The organism is Massilia atriviolacea (assembly GCF_003953935.1).
GTDB classification, from domain to species: Bacteria; Pseudomonadota; Gammaproteobacteria; order Burkholderiales; family Burkholderiaceae_D; genus Telluria_A; species Telluria_A atriviolacea.
This window is the reverse complement of record NZ_RXLQ01000002.1, coordinates 373363-396381: the sequence shown is the minus strand read 5'-3', so window position 1 is coordinate 396381 and position 23019 is coordinate 373363. Positions and strand designations below refer to the sequence as shown.

The window sequence follows — 23019 nt, the reverse complement described above, 5'->3', positions numbered from 1 at the left end:
AAGACGAATCAGCTGCGCCGATGTTTAGCGACTAAAAAAATAGCGACTAAACAAAGCGCCGTCCGGTTCGTCTTGTAGAACGCAGTCCGGCAGTTCCCACGGCGCCGGCAGATGCACCGAGATGGTGCAACCACGCATCCCAGAAAAAGGAAAGCAGCATGCTCATCCACGATCTCATCGGTATCGGCTTCGGGCCATCCAACATTGCGCTGGCGATCGCGCTGGACGAGAAACGCCAGGCCGGCGAGCGCATCGACGCCCTGTTCATCGAGCGCCAGCCGGGATTCGTCTGGCACCAGAACATGCTGCTCGACCACGCGCACATGCAGGTGTCCTTCCTCAAGGACCTGGTCACCATGCGCAACCCCGCCAGCCGCTTCACCTTCATCAACTACCTGCACGAAAAGCGGCGCCTGCACGACTTCATCAACCTCAAGACCTTTTTCCCCAGCCGCCACGAGTTCAACGACTACTTCGCCTGGGCGGCGGCGCAGTTCGAGGACCAGTGCGTCTACGGCGACGAGGTGTTCGAGGTGGCGCCGGAACAGCGCGGCGGCGAAGTGACGGCGCTGCGCGTGCGCTCGCGCGACAGGGCCGGCGCCGTGCACGAGCGGCTGGCGCGCAACCTGGTGGTGAGCATCGGCGGCGGCCCCAGCATCCCGGCCTGCTTCAAGCCTTTCAGGGACGACCCGCGCATCTTCCATTCGCACAGCTACCTGGCGAGCATCGCGGCCAACGCCGGGGCCGGGCGCATCGCCGTGATCGGCGCCGGCCAGAGCGCGGCCGAAATCTTCATGGACCTGCAGGGCCGCCCGAACGCGCCGCAAGTGGACCTGATCATGCGCGCGCGGACCATCAAGCCGTCCGACGCCAGCCCTTTCGTCAACGAGATCTTCAACCCGGACTTCGTCGATCACATGTTCAGCCGGGGCGAAGCCGAACGGGGCGAACTGCTGCGCGAATTCAGGCATACCAACTACGCCTGCCCGGACCTGGCCCTGATCGAGGCGATCTTCAAGCTGCTGTACGAACAGAAGGTCAAGGGCGAGGAGCGCCAGCGCTTCCTGCGCCGCCACGAGGTGATGGGCGTGCAGGCGGACGCCGACGGCATCGCCCTGCGCCTGCACGACGTCAACGGCGGGCGCGAACTGACCGCGCGGTACGATGCGGTGGTGCTGGCCACCGGCTACGCGCGCGACCAGTACCAGTCCGTGCTGGCGCCGCTGGCGTCCTACCTGCCCGGCTTCCAGGCGGACCGCCACTACCGGCTGGCCAGCGTGGCCGGATTCCAGCCATCGATCTTCGTGCAGGGCGTCTCCGAAGCCTCGCACGGCCTGTCCGACACCCTGCTCTCGGTGACGGCGATCCGCAGCGGCGAAATCCTGGCCGCGCTCGACGCCCACCGCCGCTCGGCCAAACCAACTCCTGCAGGGGCCCTTCATGCCATAGTAGAATGAGCCGATCCAGCAGGTTTTCACCAGCGCGCCAGCGGCGCGCTCGGCTCCATCCGGGAGCGCATCAACAGGCCGAGGCCTGTTGATTTCATTTGTAGGCCGTCTTTTATCCGTACATGAAAACACACCAACCAGCCCACCATTGCACGCCGTTCCGACGCACCGTCATGAGCGCCGCCCTCCACGCCGCATGCCTCGGCCTGGCCCTGTCCTCGACCGCAAGCCACGCCCAGCAAGCCGCCAGCACGGCCAGGCAGGAAGTCGTGCTGCCGGCCATCAGCGTGATCGCCACCGGCACCCCGGTGCAGGGCTACGTCGCCAGCCGCAGCGCCGCCGCGACCAAGACCGACACGCCGCTGATGGAAACGCCGCAGGCCATTTCCGTGATCACGCGCGCCGAGATGGATGCGCGCAACGTGCGCGACCTGGGCGAGGCGGTCGCGTACAGCGCCGGGGTGACCTCGGGCGGCACCGGTGAAACCACCCTCTTCGGCGGTAACAGCGTGCGCGTGCGCGGCTTCGGCGGCGGCGGCACCGCCGGCTTTTCATTCAACGAATACCTGGACGGCATGAAGCTGCAGGGCACCGGCTACGACGGCGGCAACCTCGACCCGTACCTGTTCGAGCGCGTCGACATCGTCAAGGGACCGGCCTCGGTCCTGTTCGGCCAGACCCAGCCCGGCGGCATCGTCAACATGGTCAGCAAGCGCGCCGGCGCGGACATGGTCAACGAGGTGCGCCTCGGCGCCGGCACCCTTTCGCACGTCGACGGCGGCGTCGACCTGGGCGGCGCCATCGGCGCCAATATGCACTGGCGCGTGACCGGCCTGGCCCTCGACGAAAACCTGCAGCAGGATCCCGCCAAACGCAAACGCCAGCTGGTCGCGCCGTCGTTCACCTGGTCGAACGGCAAGACATCGCTGACCGCGCTGGCGCATTACCAGCACGACGACATCAACGCCACCCTGGTCAATGTGATTCCCGCCGCAGGCCTGTTCGGCAATCCGGGCGGCCGTGTGCCGAGCGATTTCCGCGTCGGCGATCCGGGCCACGAAAACTGGGACCGCAAGAGCGCGGCGATCGGCTATCTGTTCAGCCATGCCGTCAACGACACGCTGTCCATCCGCCAGAACCTGCGCTACACCCGCAACGAACTCGATTCGCAGTGGCTGTACCGGCGCGCGCTGGCGGCCGACCGCCGCACCCTGAACCGCAGCGCCTTCTCCGCCGTCGAGGATGCGAACCACATCAGCCTCGATAACCAGCTCGAATGGAAGTTCAGCAGCGGCGCCGTGCAGCACACCGTGCTGGCCGGGATCGACTACCAGCGCCGCACCAACGATGCGGTGCGCCACTTCGGTTTCGCCGGCGTGCCGGCGCTCGACCTGTTCGCGCCCAAGTACAACCAGGTCATTCCCGCGCAGGCGCTGTTCCAGAGCGAAGACGTGGTCGGACGCCAGCTCGGCGTGTACGTACAGGACCAGCTCAAGTTCGGCGCGCTCTCCGTGCTGGTGGGCGGCCGCCACGACAAGGCGCGCAGCAATACGCTCAACCGCATGAACAACAGCACCACCTTGCAGGACGATGACGCCTTTACCGGCCGCGTGGGCGCGATCTACAACTTCGCCAGCGGCGTCGCGCCGTACGCCAGCTACGCCACCTCGTTCGAACCGATCGGCGGCCGCGCCTTCAACGGCAATGTGTTCGAGCCGATGAAGGGCAAGCAGCTTGAAGCCGGCGTCAAATACCAGCCGGCCGGCAGCGCCCACCTGGCGACCCTGGCGGTATTCGACCTGACCCAGAAGAACATGACCACGGGCGACCCCGATCACACCGGTTTCAGCATCCAGACCGGCGAAGTGAGCACGCGCGGCATCGAGCTCGAAGGCAAGGCGCAGCTGCTCAAGGACCTGGACCTGACCGCGTCCTACACCTACCTGGACGACGAAGTCACGCGCAGCAACGGCACCGACCTTGGCAAGCGGCGCGCGCAGATCCCGACCCACAGCGCTGCCGTGTGGGCCAACTACGCCGTGCGCACCGGCGCGCTGGCGGGACTGGGCATGGGCCTGGGCGCGCGCTACACCGGCAAGACGCAGGGCGACACGATCAACAGCTTCACGGCGCCTGCCCGCACCCTGTTCGACCTGGCGCTGCGCTACGACCTGCGCCGCCTGGGCATGGCCGACTGGATGGCCGAGCTAAATGTGAGCAACCTGACCGACAAGGACTATGTCGCCTCCTGCTTCGCCACCCACAGCTGCTACATCGGCCTGTCCCGCTCGGCGCGGGCAAGCCTGAAGTACAACTGGTAAGCGCGAGCCTGCCCGCCTCCTTGCCCATGTTGCGCCAATGAGGCGGCACGGAGGCGGGCCTGCCTCAACTCAAGGCCCTGGCAATCGACTCCAGCGTCGCCGGCAGGCGGACCGCCTCCTTGTGGTCCCCCTGCACTTCATGCTCGTACACCCTTTCCAGTTTCAGCCACGCGGCAAAGTGCGCCCGCACCCCGGGTGCGCGCTGGTGCGACCACCACACCGATACCGGCAGGCCAAGGCCTGGCGCATCGATGCGCGTGCGCGCCAGCGCGTCCAGCGCGCGCCGCGCCGCAAACAGGTCGGCCAGCCCGGCGCCGCCCAAGCTACCCAGCGCCCCGGCCTCCAGCGTTGCCAGCACCTCGTCGAACAGTGCGGCGATGTTCTCCGGCTCCGGTCCCGCCGCCGCCACCCGCGCGCGGATCGCGGCTTGCTGCGCCTGCCCCACCTCGGCGCCGGAAGGCAGCAGGGAAGACAGGAACTCCAGCAGCATCACCCCGGTGTCCGGTTCGGACGGGGTCGGTGCCTGGACATACGGGTCGATCGCGCCGACGAATTCGACCTCCCTGCCCTCGCGTTCGAGCGCCGCCGCCACCAGCGGCGCCAGGGCGCCGCCGAGCGACCAGCCGCACAGCCGGTACGGCGCCGTCAATCCGGCCGCCATGATGGTGCTCGCATGCTCGGTGGCCAGCGCAGCGAGCGAGGCGTATGGCGCGCCCTCCGGGCGATGGCGGAACGGCAGCCCGAGCACCGGGCAGCGCCCGTCGAGCGCCTTGGCCAGTTCGATGTAGTCGAGCAGGTTGCCGTAGCCGTCGTGGATGACGATCAGCGGCGACACGCCGGGACGCCCGCCGTTCAGGACCACCACGGCGGCGCCTTCGCCCCCCTTCCCGGCAGCGGCCATGCGGGCGACGGTCGGGCGCGCATACAGGTCCTGGATGCTCGGCGAGGGATCGAAGCACCCGCTCTTGCGCATGGCCGCCACCAAGCGGATCGCCGTCAGCGAATGCCCGCCGAGTTCGAAAAAGTTGTCGTCGCGGCCGACCTGCGGCAGGCCCAGCACCTGCGCCCAGATTGCGGCCAGCGCCTGTTCGGCCTCGCCTTGCGGCGCCTGGTAGCGTCGCAACTCGCCCGCGTGCGGCGCGGGCAGCGCCTTGCGGTCGATCTTGCCGTTCGCGGAGAGGGGCAGCGCGTCCAGGGTCACGATGGCGCCCGGGACCATATACTCGGGCAGTACGCGCGCCAGCCGCTCGCGCAGGACGGCGCCGTCGATGCGCTGCTGCGCATGCGGCACCACGTACGCCACCAGGCGCGCATCGGCGCCCTGGCCCAGGGCCAGCACCACCGCTTCGCGCACGGCGCCCTGCGCCAGCAGGCTGGCCTCGATTTCGCCGAGTTCGATCCGGAAGCCCCGGATCTTCACCTGGTGATCGAGCCGGCCCAGGTAATCGAGTTGTCCGTCTGCGCGCCAGCGTACCAGGTCGCCCGTGCGGTACAGGCGCGCGCCGTGTGCGTCGAAGGGATTGGCGATGTACTTGTCCGCCGTGACACCGGCCCGCCCGGCGTAGCCGCGCGCCAGGCCGACGCCGGCAATATGCAGTTCGCCCGCCACGCCGGCCGGCACGGGATTGAGCTGCGCATCGAGCACGTACACCCGCACATTGGGAATCGGCTCGCCCAGCGGCAGGTCCGCACCGGCCACGTGGGCCGGCTTGGCGAAGTACATGGCGACGTCCGCGCATTCGGTCGGCCCGTAGGAGTTGACCAGCATGGTGCCGCGCGCCGCCAGTTCGGCCGCCAGCGCCGCGTCGATCGGCTCGCCGCCGAGGACCACCGTGTCCAGGGCGCTGTCCGGCAGGCTGCCCAGGAAGGCGCGGCAAGCGGACGGGGTGCAGTTCATGCGGGTGGCGGCGTGGCGTTCGACGGCATCGGCCAGGGCCGCCACGTCGCGCACCTCGCCCACCGGCAGCACCACGGCGCCGCCGCTCACCAGCGGGCCGAGGATATTCTTCTGCGTCAGGTCGAAACCGAGCGCGCTCGCCAGCACGGTACGCGCGCCCGCCTGCCCGCCGAGGGCCTGCGAGCCGTACCAGCGCAGCAGGTTGGCCAGGCCCCGATGGGTATTGAGCGCGCCCTTCGGCATGCCGGTGGAGCCGGAGGTATAGATGCAGTATGCCAGGCTGTCCGGATGGAGCGTGTCGGCGGGCGCCTCGGCCGGACAGGCCGCAATCGACTGCCATTGCGCGTCCACGCATACGATCGGCATGGCGCGCCCGGCCAGCCGCTCGCGCAGATGCGCCTGCGTCAGGACCATGCGGCTGCGGCTGTCGTCGAGCATGTAATTGAGCCGCTCGGCCGGGTAAGTCGGGTCCAGCGGCACGTAGGCCGCGCCGGCCTTGAGAATGCCGAGCAGGGCCACCACCAGCTCCACCGAACGCTCCATGCACAGCGCCACCAGCTGGTCCGGCCCGACTCCGGCCCGGACCAGGTAATGCGCCAGGCGGTTGGCGCGCCCGGCCAGCTCGGCATACGACAGCGCGCGCTCGCCGTGCAGGACGGCCGGCGCGTCCGGGGTGCGGGCCGCCTGGGCGTCGAACAACGCGCCCAGGCTCGTCATTCCTTGCGCAGCCACGGCGCCGCCGCCCCAGCGCAGCTGGCGTTCCCAATCCTGCGCGCCGATCAGGCTCAGTTGACCCAGGACCGCATCCGGCCGCTGCGCCAGGGCGGCGGCGATGCCGTCCAGCGCGATGCGCATCAACTCGCACAGCTGCCGCGCGCCGACCGAGGCACTGACGTGGCCAACCAGCTCGAAGCCGTCGCCCTGGTCGTTGACCGACATGCCGACCGGGTAGTTGGTGCGTTCCTCGCCGCCCAGCGCGACCACGCCTTCCAGGCCGGGCATGACGGCGCCGGCCTCGCTGCGCGGGCTGTAGCGGTAATTGAGCAGGGCCGAGAACAAGGGCGTATTGGCCGGCAAGCCGCTGCAGCGCTGGGCCAGCGCCAGGCTGGCATGCTCGTGGTGCAGCAGCGCGCTCAGGGCTTCGTGGGTCTGGCGCAGGCTGTCGGCCACGCCGCGCGCGCCCAGCTTGACGCGCATCGGCAGGGTATTGATGAACATGCCCAGCGCGCGCCCGGCGCCCTCCCCGCCCTGCATGCGCCCGAACAGCACGGTGCCGAACACCACGTCGTCGCTGCCGCCGGTGCGCGCCAGTACCTGCGCCCAGGCCAGGTGGAACAGGCTGGCCGCGCTCACGCCATGGCGCTGCGCCTGGGTGCGCACCTGCGCCGCCAGCTCGCCGCCCAGCGCCAGGCGCGCCTGCTCGATGCCGCTGCCGCCGCCCTGCACGTCCAGCAGGCCGAAAGGCGCGGTCGGCTGGTCGACGTCGCCCAGCATGCGTGTGAAGAAGGCGGTGTGCTCGGCCTGGCTCACGCCCGCCCTGGCTTGCGCCACGAAGCGCCGGAACGGGATCGGCTCGGGCAGTTCGCTCTCCCTGTCCTGCTGCACCAGTGCGATCTCCTCGACCATCAGCGCCAGCGTGGTGTGATCGAGCACCAGATGGTGGCTAGGCAGTTGCAGCAGCCAGCGGCCGTTGGCCGCATCGCGCGCCGCCACGGCGCGCATCATCGGCGCGCGCCGCACGTCGATGCGGTGCACGGCCGGGTCGACCTCGGCCTGCAACCGGTCTTCCACGCTGCCGTTGGCGCCTGGGGCCAGCCATGCGAGCAGCAGCGGCGCCCGGCGGCACACGACCTGCACCGGCTCGCGCGATTGCTCCCACAGCACCGCCGTGCGCAGGATGTCGTGGCGCGCGATCACCCGGTTGAAGCTGGCGACGAAGCGCTCCAGCCTTTCCCGGCTGTCGAAGCCGATCAGATGGGGCGTCACGTAGGCGTCGCCCTGGCGCTGCAGCATGTGGTGGAACAGGATGCCCTCCTGCAGGGGCGCGAGCGGATAGATATCCTGGATGTTCGCGGCCCCGCCGGGAATGGCCGCTTCGATGCGGGCGATCTCGCCGGGGTCGAGTTCGACCATGGTCAGCATCTCCGGCGCGATTCCCTGGCAAGCGGCCGGAATCAGGTTCGGCGGCACGACCACATCGGCGCGCGCCGGGTGCTCGTCCATCGCCAGGGCGAAGGCCGCCAGCACCGGCCGCTGGAACAGGGTGCGCACCTGCGCGCCCATGCCCTCGGCGCGCATGCGTTCGAGGAGCGTCAGCGCCAGCAGGGAGTGCCCGCCCAGTTCGAAGAAATTGTCGTCACGGCCGATCCGCTCGACACCGAGCACCTCGGCCCAGATGCGCGCCAGCGCCTGCTCCCTCTCCCCCTGCGGCGCGACGTAGGTACGCGCGCTCTCGACGGCCGGTTGCGGCAGCGCCTTGCGATCGACCTTGCCGTTGGCGTTCAGCGGCAGGGTATCCAACACCACGATCATCCCCGGCACCATGTAGTCGGGCAGCGCCCGGCCCAGGCGCTCGCGCAGGACCGCGCCCAGCGCCGGCCCGTCCGCCGCCACGTAGCCGACCAGCCGCGTGCCGCCCGCGCCCTGCAGGGCCACCACCACGGCTTCGCGCACCTCCGGCTGCGCCTGAAGCTGGGCTTCGATCTCGCCCAGTTCGACGCGCAGGCCGCGAATCTTCACCTGATGGTCGATCCGTCCCAGGTAGTCGATCTGTCCTTCGCCGTTCCAGCGCACCAGGTCGCCGGTGCGGTACAGGCGCCCGCCGTCGGCGTCGAAAGGATCGGCGACAAAGCGCTCGGCGCTCAGGCCGGCGCGGTTCAGATACCCGCGACCGAGCAGCGCGCCCCCGATGTACAGTTCACCCGGCACGCCGGCCGGCACCTGGTTGAGCGACGCGTCCAGCACATAGGCCTTGGTTTCGGCGATGGGACGCCCGATCGGCACCATGCTGCGGCCATCGTCGCGGCAGGTCCACTGGGTCACGTGGATGGTCGTTTCGGTCGGACCATACAGGTTTTGCAGGCTCATGCCGGTCAAGCGGCGCAGCGCTTCGTGCTGGGTGGCCGCCGGCATCGCCTCGCCGCCGCAGATCACATAGCGCAAGCGGGTCTGCGTCTCGATGCCCTCGTGCGCCAGGAAGGCCTGCAGCATGGCCGGCACGAAGTTGAGGGTGGTGACCTGATGGCGCCGAATCAGTTCGGTGATGCGGGCCGGGTCGCGCTGGTCGCCCGGCTTGGCCAGCACCAGGCGCACGCCCGTGGTCAGCGGCCAGAAAATCTCCCACGCCGACACGTCGAAGCCGAACGGCGCCTTGTGCAGCACGGTGTCGGCCGGCGTCAGGCCGTAGGTTTCCTGCATCCAGGTCATGCAGCTGGCCAGGGAGCGGTGGCGCACCGCCGCCCCTTTCGGCCGCCCGGTCGAACCGGATGTATAGATCACGTAGGCGATATGTTCGCCATGCAGGGCCACCTGCGGGTTGTCGCCGGATTCCCCGCTCAGGTCGAGGGTGTCGAGTTCCAGCACCGCCACGCCGGCCGGGATGGCCAGGCGCGCGCGCAGCTCGCCCTGCGTGAGCAGCAGCGAAATCCGGCTGTCTTCGATCATGTAGGCCAGCCGCTCGTCCGGGTAGTCCGGGTCCAGCGGCACGTAGGCGCCCCCCGCCTTGAGAATCGCCAGCATCCCGACCACCATCGCGACCGAGCGTTCGAGTGCGATGCCGACCAGGCTTTCCTGCCGCACGCCGCTGCGGATCAGGCGCTGCGCCAGCCGGTTGGCGCGCGCGTTCAGCTCATGGTAGCTGAGCACCTCGTCGCCGAACAGCAATGCGGTGGCGTGCGGCGCCTGCTGGGCGCGCCGTTCGAACAGCCGGTGCACGCTCTCCAGTTCTCCGTAGCGCCGGCCGTCCAGACCCCATGCCGCCAGTTGCCGCCGTTCGTCCTCTGGCAGGAGCGCGATATCGGCGGCCGCGCGGCCCGGATCGCGTTCCAGCGCGTCGACGATGCCGCACACGGCCAGGTGCATGTAGTCGCACAGGCGCTGCGCGCCGACTTCGCGCGTGACCTGTCCGACCAGTTCGAAGCCATCGCCCAGGTCGTTCACCGACATGCCGACCGGGTAATTGGTGCGTTCCTCGCCACCCAGCGACTGCACGCCCTCCCAGCCGAGGCCCGCCTGCGCCGGCGTGCTGCGCGCGCTGTAGCGGTAGTTGAGCAAGGCGGAAAACAAGGGCGTATTGCCCGGCAAGCCGCTGCAGCGCTGGGCCAGCGCCAGGCTGGCATGCTCGTGATGCAGCAGCGCGCTCAAGGCGTCATGCGTCTGGCGCAGGCTATCTGCCACGCCGCGCGCGCCGAGCCGGATCCGGATCGGCAAGGTGTTGATGAACATGCCCAGCGCGCGCTCGGCGCCCTCCCCGCCCTGCATGCGGCCGAACAGCACGGTGCCGAACACCACGTCGTCCTTGCCGCTGGTGCGCGCCAGTACCTGCGCCCAGGCCAGGTGGAACAGGCTGGCCGCGCTCACGCCGCAGCGCTGCGCCAAGATCCTTACCTGCGCGGCCAGTTGGTCCGCCAGCGCCAGGCGCGCCTGCTCGATGCCCCCGCCCCCGCCCTGCACGTCCAGCAGGCCGAAAGGCGCGGTCGGCTCGACCACGTCGCCCAGCATGCGCGTGAAAAAGGCGCCATGCTCGGCGCGGCTCACGCCCGCACGGGCCTGGGCCACGAAGCGCCGGAACGGAATCGGTTCGGCCAGCTCGCCATCGCGCCCTTGCTGCATGAGCGCGATTTCTTCGGCCAGGCGTTTCACGGTCGTGTTGTCGTCCACCAGATGGTGGCCCAGGAGCCGCAGCAGCCAGCGGCCGCTCGCGCCGTCGGGCGCCGCATAGCCGTGGAACATCGGCGCGCGCCGCACGTCGATGCGCTGGCGGCGCGGGTTGGCAACGCGGTCCAGCTGCGCCAGGGCGCCACCGTCCTCCCGCGCCAGCCAGTCGAGGCCGAAGTCCGCCTGGCGGTACACCACCTGCACCGGCTCGCGCAAGCCTTCCCACAGGACGGCCGTGCGCAGGATGTCGTGGCGGCCGATGGCGCGGCCCAGGTGCGCGGCGAAGCGCGCCAGGCCTTCCTTGCTGTCGAAAGCGAGCGTGTGCGCGGTGACGTAGGCGTCTTCGTCGCGGTGCAGCACGTGATGGAACAGCATCCCTTCCTGCAGGGGCGCCAGCGGGTAGATATCCTGGATGTTGGCGGCGCCGCCCGGCACCGCTGCTTCGATGCGGGCGATTTCGACGGCGTCGAGTTCGACCAGGGTCAGCATGTCCGGCGTGATCGCCTTGCATGCTGGCGGAATCAGGTTGGGCGGCACGGCCGGTGCGCCGGATGCCGCGAGCGCGCTCGCTTCGGCGGCGAAGGCGGCCAGTTGCGGACGCTGGAACAGGCTGCGGACCTGGGCCGTCAGCCCCTGCGCGCGCATGCGTTCGAGCAGGGTGAGGGCCAGCAGGGAATGCCCGCCCAGTTCGAAGAAGTTGTCATGCCGGCCGACCCGTTCGACGCCCAGCAGCGCGGACCAGATGCGTGCCACGGTCTCCTCACGCTCGCCTTGCGGCGGCTCGTACGCCGCCTGGGCGGCCAGTTCGGGCTCGGGCAGCGCGCGCCGGTCGACCTTGCCGTTGGCGTTGATGGGCAGCGCGTCCAGTACCACCAGCGCGGCCGGCAGCATGTAGTCGGGCAGCGTGCGGGCAAGCCGTTCGCGCAGCTGCGCCACGTCGATCGCCTGCCCCGCCCTGGCCGACAGCCAGGCCACCAGCCGGGTGCCGGCCGGGCCGTCCTTGGCCAGCACCACCGCCTCGCGCACGGCGGGCTGCGCCAGCAGTTGCGCTTCCACCTCGCCCAGCTCGATGCGGAAGCCGCGTATCTTCACCTGGTGATCGATGCGGCCCAGGTATTCCAGCTGCCCCCCGGCGCTCCAGCGAACCAGGTCGCCCGTGCGGTACAGCCGTTCGCCGGCGCTCCCGAACGGGTCGGCGATGAAGCGTTCGGCGCTCAAGCCGGCGCGGTTCAGGTAACCGCGTGCCAGGCCGGCGCCAGCCACATACAGCTCGCCCGGCACGCCGATGGGCAGCTCGTTGAGGGCGCCGTCCAGCACCCGCATCCCGAGGTCCGGAATGGCGCCGCCCACCGGGCTGCGCCGGCCATCGACGAGATCCTGCCGGGTGATCGGGCGGTACGTCACGTGGACCGTGGTTTCGGTGATGCCGTACATATTGATCAGGCGCGGCTCCCGGTCGCCCCAGCGATCGATCCATGGCCGCAGCCGCTCGGGTTCGAGCGCCTCGCCGCCGAAGATCACCACCCGCAGCGCCAGCGCCTGTTCGTAGGTGGCGGGCAGGTCGACCAGTTGTCCGAACGCCGACGGCGTCTGGTTCAGCACCGTGACCCGCTGCGCGCGCAGCAGGTGCAGGAAGTCTTCCGGCGAGCGGCTGACCCAGTGCGGCACGATCACCAGCTTGCCGCCGGTGGCGAGCGCGCCGAAGATCTCCCACACCGAAAAGTCGAAGGCGTAGGAATGGAACAGGGTCCAGACGTCGCCCGGACCGAAATCGAACCACGGCTCGGTCGCCTGCAAGAGGCGCGAGAGATTGCGGTGGCACAGCTGCGCGCCCTTGGGACGGCCGGTGGAACCGGAGGTGTAGATCACATAGGCCAGCTGGCCGGCATTCACGGGAACGTCCGGATCGTGCGCCGGTTCGTGCTCCAGCGACAGGGTATCGAGCATGAGCGGCGCCACTCCGGCGCCGGCGGGAATGCGCGCATGCAGCCGGCTGTCCGTCAGCAGCAGCTTGATGCCGCTGTCCGCGACCATGTGCGCGAGGCGTTCGGCCGGATAATCCGGGTCGAGCGGCACATACGCGCCGCCCGCCTTCAGCACCGCCAGCAGGGCGACGATCATCGTGGTCGAGCGTTCGAGCGCGATACCCACCCGTACCTCCGCTCCCACGCCGAGCGCGATCAGATGGTGCGCCAGGCGGTTGGCGCGGCGGTTCAGTTCAGCGTAAGCGAGTCTCTCTTCGCCGCACACCAGGGCGGACGCGTCGGGCTGCCGCCGCGCCCACGATGCGATCAGTCGATGCACCGGTGCGGCATCCGGCCAGGTGTGGGCGATGGCCCCCCACTGCTGCAAGCGGGCGCGTTCGGCCTGGTCGGGCAGACAGAGCGTTGCCAGCGGACGGTCGGCATCGCTCACCAGGGCTTGCAGCACTTCCAGGTAGCAGGCCGCCAGCCGCTGCGCACTGGCGCGTTCGAACAGGCGCGTATTGTATTCCAGGCGCGCACGCGTGCGCGCGCGGCCGACCGTCACGTCCAGCGACAGCTCGTACTTGGCGCCGCGCTGGGCAAAGGCGAGCGGCGTCGCCGCCAGTCCGTCGAAATCGAGTTCTTCGGCCGCGTCGCTCATCTGCACCCCGAACATCACCTGGAACAGGGGGCTGCGGCCCGGTTCGCGCCGGTCCTTGCGGCTCGCCAGCAGCAGGTCGAACGGCACGTCACCATGGTTCATGGCGGCGATCGCATCGGCGCGCACCTGGCGGCACACGTCGCGCAGGCGCATGCCCGGCGCCAGGCGCGCCCGATAAACCTGGGTCGTCACGAAAAATCCCATCAGGTCCTGCACTTCCTCGCGTTCACGTCCGGACGAGGGCACGCCGATGGCAAACGTATCCTGGCCGCTGTAGCGCGCCAGCAGCATCTGCCAGGCCGCCATCAGCACCACGAAGGGCGTGCAGCGCTCGGCGCGGCAGAAACCGAGCAAGGCGGCGCCAAGTTCCGCTTCGATGTCGAAGTCGACGGCGTCGCCGTCGAAGCTCTGGCTTTCGGGCCGCTTGCCGTCGAGCGGCAGTTCGAGCGCCGGCACCGCCTCGCCCAGGTAATCGTTCCAGTACGCGAGGCCGCTTTCCAGCGCGCCCGCAGCGGCGTGTGAACGCTGCCAGGCCGCGTGATCGGCGTACTGCAGCGGCAAGGGATCGAGCCGCACCGGGCCGGCCTGCCGGCGTGCCTGCCGGTAGGCGACGCCCAGGTCGCGCGCCAGGATGGGATTGGACCAGCCGTCCGAGACGATGTGGTGCAGGCACAGCGCCAGCACATGCTCGTCCTCGCCCAGCTTGAGCAGGCGCGCCACCAGCGCGGACGACTCGCCGAGATCGAAGACGTGGCCGGCGATGGCGGCGATGGCCTGCTCCAGCGCGGCGTCGCGCGCCCCGGCCGGCAACGCCGACAGGTCTTCAGCCGGCAGTACGAAAGGCATGGCGGGCGCCACGCGCTGCATCGGCACCCCGTCCTGCTCGTGGAAGCGGGTGCGCAGCACGCCGTGGCGTTCGATCACGGCGTCGAAAGCGCGCGCCAGAGCGTCCGCATCGAGCGCGCCGCGCAGGCGGAATACGCGTGGCAGGTTATACGCGGTCAGGGCCGGCTCGAGGCGCTGCAGGAACCAGAGCTGCTCCTGCGCGAACGACAGCCGGACGGCGTCGTTCAGGGCCTCTGCCGGGATCTCGATGACTGCTGTATTCATTGTGGCATTCCTTGGGTATGCAATGTGTTGGATGCGTGCTGCGCCCTGGCCAGCAGCGCTTCGCGCTCGCCGCCGGCGCACAGGGCCGCGGCCAATGCCTGCGGCGTCGGATGGTCGAACACGAGTCCGGGTACGACCTCGATATCGAGCAGCTTGCGCAGGCGCGCCACCAGGCGGATCACGAGCAGCGAATGGCCGCCTTCGTCGAAGAAGTCGGCGTCGGCGGCGATGTGGGCGCGTCCGAGCAGGCCGGCCATGGCGCCGCCCAGCAGGGCTTCCAGCGCGTCCTGCGGCTGCGCGCCGGCGCCTTGCGGCTGTGCGGCATCGGGCATCTCCGCCAGTGCGCGCCGATCGATCTTGCCGTTGGCCAGACGGGGAAACTCGCCCAGCAGCGTCCACCCGGCCGGCACCATGTGCTCGGGCAGCTGGCGGGCAAGCTGCGCGCGCCAGTGGGCCAGTTCGCCGTGGCCGGCCACGAAGGCGGCCAGCTCGGCGCCCGCGTTCCCGGCGCGGGCCAGTACCGCCGCCTGCCGCACCCCCGGCAAGCCAAGAAGCGCCGTCTCGACTTCGGCCGGCTCGACCCGGAAGCCGCGAATCTTGACCTGATGGTCACGGCGTCCGGCCAGGCGCACGCCGCCATCGGGCAGCACCCAGGCCAGGTCGCCGGTGCGGTACAGGCGTTCGCCATCCCAGGGGGCTGCGACGAACACGCCGTCGGCCGCGCGGTTCAGGTAGCCCCGGCAAAGCTGGGCGCCGCCCACATACAGTTCGCCCATGGCGCCAGCCGGCACCGGCTCAAGGCGCGCATCGAGCACGTGCACGCGGTTGTTCGCCAGGACGCGCGTGAGCGGAAGTACATCGGGAAGCGTCTGGCCCGGATCGACCCGGTGCAGCATGACGCCGACCGTCGTTTCGGTCGGGCCGTAGTGGTTGTAGACGACGGCGCCGGGGTCGAGTTGCGCGATCCGCTCGATCAGCGCGCGCGGCGCGGCTTCGCCGCCCAGCACCAGGGTGGCGGGCACGCATGCGCCCTCGCCTTCGAGCAGCGCTTCGAGGTGTGACGGGACGATCTTGATCGCGTCGATGTCCTGGGCGGCGATGAAGCGTGCAAAGGCGGCAGGGTCGGTAGCCGCCTGCGCGTCGGCCACCACCAGGCAGGCGCCGTTGAACAGCGCCCCGAACAGGGACGTGTTTCCGAGGTCGGCCGCGACCGAACTGGCCAGCGCCCAGCGGCGGCAGCGCGCCAGCTCCATGGCGTCGGAGGCGGCGGCCACGTAGTTGAGCAACTGCGCCTGTTCGATCGGCACGCCCTTGGGCTGTCCGGTCGAACCGGAGGTATAGAGCACGTAGGCCAGTTCGCCGGCCTGCGGCGCGTGGTCCGGAGCCGCGCCGGGGCCGGACTCCAGATCGAAGTCGCCCAGCAGCGCTTGCGGACAAGGGCCGGCATCGTCCGCCGCTTCCGCGCGCAGCACCAGCGCCGGGGCGGCGTCGGCCAGCACGGCATGGCGCCGGGCCGCCGGCCAGGCCGGTTCCAGCGGCACGTAGCCGGCGCCGAGGCGCCAGGCCGCCAGGATCGCCACGATCAGCTCGGGCGAGCGTGGCAGTTCGAGCGCCAGCAGCGAGCCTGCCGCCAGGCCGCGCGCACGCAAGCCGTGCGCAAGGCGATTGGCGCGTGCGTCGAGCTGCGCGTAGCTCCAGGTGCGGCCCGCATCGGCGACGGCAGGGGCATCGGGCGTGACGCCGGCCCAATGGGCGACGCGCTGCGCGATGCTGTGCGGGCCGACATCGAAGGCCGGGCCGGCGGCGTCTTCCAGCAGGGCCTTGCGTTCCGCCTCGTCCAGCCAGGCGAGGTCCCCGACCGGGATGTCCGGATTGAGGACCGCTTCGCGCAGGAAGTTCAGGTACAGGGCCAGCAGGCGCTCGGCGCTGCGGCGCGAATACAGCGCCGTGTCGGCGTGCAGCGACAGAGTCAGGCCAGCGGACGAGAGGTCGGCCTGCAAGGCCAGTTCGAAACAGGGCATGGGTCCGGGCAGCTCCAGCACTTGCCATGGCAGTGCATCGTCCGGCGCGTCGTGGACGGTGAAGCCGACCAGCGTATGGGCCGCGCCGGAGAGGGCCTCGATCGGGCACAGCTCCTGGGCTTCCAGATGGCTCGCGCTCACCGCCGCCATGCGCGCCATCCACGCCGTGAACGATTCGTCGGCGCTGCCGTCAATAAAAAACGGCAGGATCTTGTCGAATACGCCGAGCGCGCCCTGCATGGGTGCGTAGTCGCGCCGGCAGTCGTGCTGCCAGCCCCCGGCAAGGTGCTGGTCGCCGGTGAGCCTGGCCAGCAGCGCCCACCACGCGCCTTGCAGCACCATGTCGGCTGCCATGCCGATCGCGCCTGCCGTATCCGCGTCCACACGAGCGGCAACGACGTGGCGCGGCGTGGCCGGCATGCGGCTGCCCGGACGCCGCCCGGCCAGGCGCGGCGCCTGCCAGTTGTCGCTGCCTTGCAGGTAGCGCCGCCAGTAGTCGCGGCCAGCCCCTCCCTGCTCCTCGTCATCCTGTTCGATGGACTGGCGCCACTCGATGTAGTGCGGGTACTGGAATACGTCCTCGGGCGCGCTGGCGCGGGCGATCTGCCCGCACAGCGCCGCCAGGCTGCCCCGGTCGGCCACCAGCGCGCTCACGGCCAGCACCAGCACCGGGCCATCGGCCACGGCGGCGCGAACAAGCTCCCCGCGTTCGAGCGCCAGCGGCGCCAGCATGACTGCATCCGTGGCGTCGGTCTGCCATGCCACGGGCGCGGCGCTGTCCAGCGCCAGCATGCGCAAGCCGCGATAGCCGGCCACCGGCGCGATCGCGCTGGCAAGGATCAGGTGCGGCTGCAAGGCCCGTTCCACGGCCGCGCGCAAACCATCCGGCGTGACGCCGGGAGCCGCCTTCAGGCGCAGCACATGGATCAACCGGCCGGGCTCCTGCTTGCCCAGCAGCGCGCGCTGCTCGGCGCTGAACGGGTGGGAAACGGCATTTTCTTCGCCTGCGATACCCATCGATCAACCCTCCTGCGCCGCAGCCATCATGGCGCGGTCGTACATATCGCCCATGGCGACGACAATCTTGCGCGGTTCTTCATACGGGTCGCGGGCATGCGCCGCCAGCATATTGTCCAGCATGACGACGTCTCCACGGCGCCAGTCGAAGCGCACCGCGCATGCCTCGTAGGCGCGGCCGATCTCCGCCATCGCGGCGTCGGGAATCGGCGTGCCGTCGCCGAAGAACACCTGCCGTGGCATGCGTTCGGCGCCGGCGATGGCCAGCAGGTCTTCGCGCACCGCCGGTTCCAGGCAGCTGACGTGGTGCAGCTGCACCTGGTTGAAGAAGATCCGTTCCCGGGTCAGCGGATGCCTGACCACCGCCGGGCAGCGCGTGCGTGTCTGCAGGGTGTGTTCGTCGAGCCACTGCCAGGCGATACCCGCTGCGGCCAGCCGGGTTTCGACCTCGGCGCGGCTGTCGGTCTTGAAGAAGTCCTGCCAGCTCACGTCCAGGCGCGGCACGAAGGTGCGCACGTACAGCAGCTCCTTGCGTTCCATCTCCTCGACCAGGGTGGCGGGCAGGCGGCGCAGCATGTCGCGGCAGTCGACGATGGGCGTGGCGCCGCCCACGCGCGACGGCAGCTCGCAGAAGAACCACTGCTTGCGCGGCCACTGCGCCATGTGTGCGCTTTCGTTATGGTAGAGGATCATCTCGCGCTCGGGATACGGCGTCGACTTGTAGGTATTGCGGCCGCCATCCTTCTTGGGCAGGTCGCCGTAGCTGCCGTACAGCTTCGGCTCCATGGCCTCGGCGAAGGCTTCGAAGTCCTGCGCCGTCGCCACGCCGAAATTGCGGAACAGGATGGCGCCATGCTTGCGCAGCGCCGTCTCGATGAAGTCGCGCTCTGCGCGGGCCCAGGCCACGCCGTCCATGTCCGCGCCGGCAGCTTCGAGCACCAGCGGGAATTCCTGGCCCGGCGCCAGCAAGGAGCTGGTCACCTGCGGCCGCGCGGGGGCCGCAGCCTTGTTCAGCGTACCGAGTTTGCCGAGCTTGCCGAGTTTGTCGAGCTTGCCCGCCAGGGGCGGCGTTGGATTCATGATGGGGAACTCCTCAAGGCTGGATTGAATGTGTTGGTCGAGCGAGCCGTCCGGTGCATTGGCGACGCGCCGCAGCAGTGCGTTGAAGACGCGCGCGCAGCGTTCGACCGTGGCGCGGCGATACAGGCTGGTGGCGAACACCCAGTCGGCATGCAGGCCGCCGTCGCTCTCGCTGACGAAGACGGCGAGGTCGAACTTGGCCGCCGCTGCGGGCACGGGCAGCACCTCGACCGCGAGGCCGGGAATGTCGAAGTGGGTCGTCGGCGTGTTCTGCATGACGAACAGCACCTGCACCAGCGGGTTGACGCCACGGCTGCGTTGCAGTCTGGCGTGGTCGACGATCCGGTCGAACGGCAGTTCCTGATGGTCGAAGGCGGCCAGGCTGGCCTGCTTGACCTGTTCCAGCCAGTCGCCGAAAGTGACCGCACCGGAGCGGCGCGAGCGCAGCGGCACCACGTTGACGAAGAAGCCGATCAGCTCTTCCAGGGCGGGATGGGGACGGCCCGCGACGTCGGTGCCGATCACCAGGTCGTCGGTCGCGGCGAGCCGGTGCAGCAGCGCGTTAAAGGCGGCCAGCAGCACCGTGAACAGCGAACTGGCATGGCGGCCGGCCAGGCACCTGAGCGCCTGCGCCACATCGGCGGGAATCCGGAGCTGCACGCTGCCTGCGGCGCACGCCTGAGCTCCACGCACGTGGTCGGGCGGCAGCGTGGACAACACCGGCGCATCGGCCAGGCAGGCGCGCCAGAAAGCGCCGTCGCGTTCGGCCGAAGCATCGAGCCGGCGCCGCTGCCAGACGGCGTAGTCGGCGTATTGAATCCCGAGCGGCGCAAAGGCGGGCGTGCGTCCGCCTCTCGCGGCCTGGTAGATGGCGACGAAGTCCCTGACGAACACCGCTTGCGACCAGCCGTCGAAGGCGATGTGGTGCACGCAGAGCAGCAGCACGTGTTCGGTCGGTCCGAGGCGCAGCAGGCCGGCATGCAACAGCGGCCCGCGCGCCAGGTCGAACGGCGTGGCGGCCAATGCGGCCAGCTTGCCAGGCACGCCGGCGGGATCGATCGACAGGTCGGTCACGGGCAGATCGACGGCGAAGGCCGGCACCACCCGCGCCACCGGCTGGCCGTCGTCATCCTCCGGGTACACGGTACGCAGGCTTTCGTGGCGGGCCACGATCGCGTCCAGCGTGGCGCGCAGTGCGGCCGCATCGAGCTCGCCCGACAGGCGCAGGGCCGCCGCCATGTTGTAGGCGGCGTCGCCCTGCCCGGCCATGCGTTCCACCAGCCACAGGCGCTGCTGGATCGGCGCCAGCGGCAGGGTGTCGGCGCGCGGCGCCGCGACCAGCGGCAGGGCCGGAGCCGCCCGCCCTTGGCCGCGCAGTTGCCCAATGCAGGCCGCCAGTTCCTGCAAGGTCTGGGATTCGAATACCCTGCGCAGCGGCAGATCCACGTCCATCGCGGCGCGCACCCGCGAAATCATCATGGCGGCCAGCAGCGAGTGCCCGCCCAGCGCGAAGAAATTGTCGCGCCGGCCGATGCGGCCCAAGCCCAGCACTTCGGACCAGATACCGGCCAGGTCCACTTCGTCGCTGCCTTGCGGCGGCTCGGTGTCGCCCTCGGCGGCTGCCGTGAGCGCGGGAAGCGCCTTGCGGTCCACCTTGCCGTTGGCGTTCAGCGGCAGGCTATCGAGCACCACGATCACGGAAGGCACCATGTGGGCCGGCAGCGACCGGCCCAGTTGTTCGCGCAGCGACGCGTCGTCGATGTGCTGTGCGGCGGCGGCCGACACATAGGCCGCCAGCCGCAAGCCGCCCGTTCCGCTGGTGGCCACCACGACCGCCTCGCGTACCTCTTCCTGCGCCAGCAGCGCGGCCTCGATTTCGCCCAGCTCCACGCGCAGGCCGCGAATCTTGATCTGGTGGTCGATCCGACCCAGGTAGTCGATCTGCCCATCCGCATTCCAGCGCACCAGGTCACCGGTGCGGTACAGGCGTTCGCCTGACCCGCTCAGCGGATCGGCCACGAAGCGGTCGGCCGTCAGTCCGGCGCGGCCAAGGTAGCCGCGCGCCAGCCCGATCCCGCCCAAATAGAGTTCGCCCGCCATTCCCTGCGGCGCGAGGTTCAGGTCCTGATCCAGCACGTAGGTCCGGATGCCGCTGATCGGCTGCCCGATCGGCACCTGGCTGCGGCCATCCGCCACGCAGGTCCAGTGGGTCACGTCGATGGCGGCTTCGGTCGGTCCGTACAGGTTATACAGCGCCGCCTGCGGCAGGCGCGCCAGGACCTCGTCGCGCACCGGAGCGGACAAGGCTTCGCCGCTGCACACGATGCGCCGCAACCGATTGCAGCCGTCGACGCCGGGGTGCGCCAGGAAGGCTTGCAGCATCGAAGGGACGAAATGCAGCGTGGTGACCTGGTGGCGGCCGATCAGATCGACCAGCCGTCCGGGGTCGCGATGGTCGCCCGGCCCGGCCAGCGCCAGGCGCGCACCGGTCATCAACGGCCAGAAGAACTCCCACACCGACACGTCGAAGCTGAACGGGGTTTTCTGCAGGATCGTGTCGGCCGGGCCGATGCGGTACGCATCCTGCATCCACGCCAGCCGGTTGGTCAGCGCGCCATGGTGGTTGGCCGCGCCCTTCGGACGGCCGGTCGAACCCGACGTGTAGATCACGTAGGCCAGGTGCTCGCCATGCAGCGCGGGCTGCGGATCGTGGCCGGGTTCCCCGCTCGTGTCGAGGGTGTCGAGCGCATACGCCGTCAGCGAGGGCAGGCGCGGGCGCATCGCGCTGTCGGTCAGCACCAGCTGCACGCCGCTGTCGGCGATCATGTAGGCCAGCCGCTCGTCCGGATACTCCGGGTCCAGCGGCACATATGCAGCGCCGGCCTTGAGGATGGCCAGCAGTCCCACCACCATCGCGAGCGAGCGTTCCAGCGCGACACCGACCAGCACGTCCGGTCCCACGCCGTCGCGCCGCAAACGGTGCGCCAGGCGGTTGGCGCGCAGGTTCAATTCGCCGTAGCTCAGTTGCGTGTCGCCGAACAGCAGGGCCGGGGCATCCGGGTGGCTGGCGGCGCGCTGTTCGAACAGGCGGTGCACGGGCGCGGTCTCGGCATGGTGCCGGCGGTTGACGCCCCAGTTTTCCAGCTGGCGGCGTTCGTCCTCACCCAGCAGCGCGACCGCGCCGACCGTTTGCGCCGGCCGCTCGGCCAGCGCGCGCAGCAGCGCCAGATAGTGCCGCGCCAGGCGCGCCACCGTCGCGGCATCGAACAATTCGGCCGCGTAGGTAAAGTTAGCGTCGAGCCGGCCGTCATCGTACTCGCAGGTTTGCAGCGTCAGTTCGAACTGGGCGTCGGGCGCGTCGACATCGAGCCGCTGGACCGTCAGGCCCGGCCAGTTGTCCAGCGAGCGATGATCCTGGCGCAGGTGGTTGAACATCACCTGGAACAGGGGATGGCTGCCCAGGCTGCGCTGCGGTTGCAGCGCCTCGACCAGCCGTTCGAAAGGCAGATCCTGGTTGGCCTGGGCGCCCAGTGCGGTCTCCCTGACCTGATCGAGCAGCGCGGCCAGGGTCGTGCCGCTGTCGATGCGGGCGCCGAGTACCTGGGTATTGACGAAAAAGCCGACCAGCTTCTCGGTTTCGGTGCGGTTGCGGTTGGCGACCGGTACGCCGATGCGCACCTCGCCTTGTCCGGTGTGGCGGAACAGCAGCGCCGCAAACGCCGACATCAGCGCCATGAACAGCGTGCCGCCCTGTGCCAGCGCTGCTTTCCTGAGCCCTTCGGCCAGTTGCGCGTCCAGCGCCAGCTTGTGCGTTGCAGCGCGATAGCGGCCGTCGGCCTTGCGCGGCCTGTCGGTCTGCAGCGCCAGCGCGGTCTGCTCGCCGCCGAGGCGCCCGCACCACCATGCCAGCTGCCGCTGCCCTTCGGCGCCGTCGAGCCAGGAGCGCTGCCAGGCCGCGTAGTCGGCGTAATCGATGGAAGGCTGCGCCAGCGCCGGCGCCGCGCCGGACAGGTGCGCCCGATACAGCGCGGCCATCTCGTCGAGGATGATGTGGGTGGAGCTGCCGTCGGAAACGATGTGGTGCATGGCCACGACCAGGCGATGCCGGTCGTGCGCGCTCTTGAGCAGGACCGCGCGCAGCAGCGGGCCCTTGGCCAGGTCGAAGGGGCTGGTGCACAGGCGCTCCTGTTCGCGCTCAATACGATCGGCCAGCGTCGCGGCGTCCAGGGTGCTCAGGTCGAGGCAAGGCAGGTCGAGGCCCGGAGCGGCATCGGCGACCTGTTCGAGGGTGCCGTCCGCATGCGCCGCGAAGCGCGTCCGCAAGGATGGATGGCGGACGGCCAGCGCCTGCCAGCTGGCGCGCAAGGCATCCACGTCCAGGCGGCCGGCCAGCAGCAGGACGCCGCACAGGTGGTAGGCGCTGCTGTGCGGATCGAGCTGCCACATGAACCACTGGCGCTGCTGGGCAAACGACAGCGGCGCGGGCGCGCCCGGAGCGCGGCGGGCAATGCCGTCCTGGCGCGCGCCGGTCTTGCCCCCGCGCAGTCGCTGCGCCAGCAGCTCGCGTTGTTCGGGACTCAGTTTTGCGCGGCGTTCGGCTAGTTGTTGAAGGTCGGCCATCGGTA

The 23019-nt window shown here is 70.0% G+C and carries 5 protein-coding genes; 2 read left to right on the top strand and 3 right to left on the bottom strand.

All coding sequences use genetic code 11. The annotated features are described in order from the left end of the window. Nucleotides 1–158: 158 nt before the first annotated feature. Together EJB06_RS04590 and EJB06_RS04585 are read left to right on the top strand one after the other, a co-directional pair. Entirely contained in the window at nucleotides 159–1457 is a 1299-nt protein-coding gene (locus EJB06_RS04590) for a lysine N(6)-hydroxylase/L-ornithine N(5)-oxygenase family protein (RefSeq protein ID WP_126072808.1), read from the top strand. A gap of 164 nt (nucleotides 1458–1621) precedes the next feature. Next, nucleotides 1622–3769 (top strand): TonB-dependent siderophore receptor, encoded by a 2148-nt coding sequence (locus tag EJB06_RS04585; protein ID WP_164557812.1) that lies wholly within the window; start codon nucleotides 1622–1624, stop codon nucleotides 3767–3769. A gap of 64 nt (nucleotides 3770–3833) precedes the next feature. Here EJB06_RS04585 and EJB06_RS04580 read toward each other — a convergent pair whose 3' ends face one another. Genes EJB06_RS04580 through EJB06_RS04570 form a run of 3 tightly spaced genes read right to left on the bottom strand, consistent with a single transcriptional unit; the run spans nucleotide 3834 to nucleotide 23014 of the window. Further along, the gene (locus EJB06_RS04580; RefSeq protein ID WP_126072806.1) at nucleotides 3834–14276 is read right to left on the bottom strand and encodes a non-ribosomal peptide synthetase; all 10443 of its coding nucleotides are present in this window, start codon (nucleotides 14274–14276) and stop codon (nucleotides 3834–3836) included. Further along, nucleotides 14273–17314 (bottom strand): non-ribosomal peptide synthetase, encoded by a 3042-nt coding sequence (locus tag EJB06_RS04575; protein ID WP_126072805.1) that lies wholly within the window; start codon nucleotides 17312–17314, stop codon nucleotides 14273–14275. Before EJB06_RS04575 ends, EJB06_RS04580 begins: the two co-directional genes overlap by 4 nt. Before the next feature lie 3 nt (nucleotides 17315–17317). After that, nucleotides 17318–23014, bottom strand: a complete 5697-nt coding sequence (locus tag EJB06_RS04570; RefSeq protein ID WP_126072804.1) for a non-ribosomal peptide synthetase — start codon at nucleotides 23012–23014, stop codon at nucleotides 17318–17320. Between the last annotated feature and the right edge of the window lie 5 nt (nucleotides 23015–23019).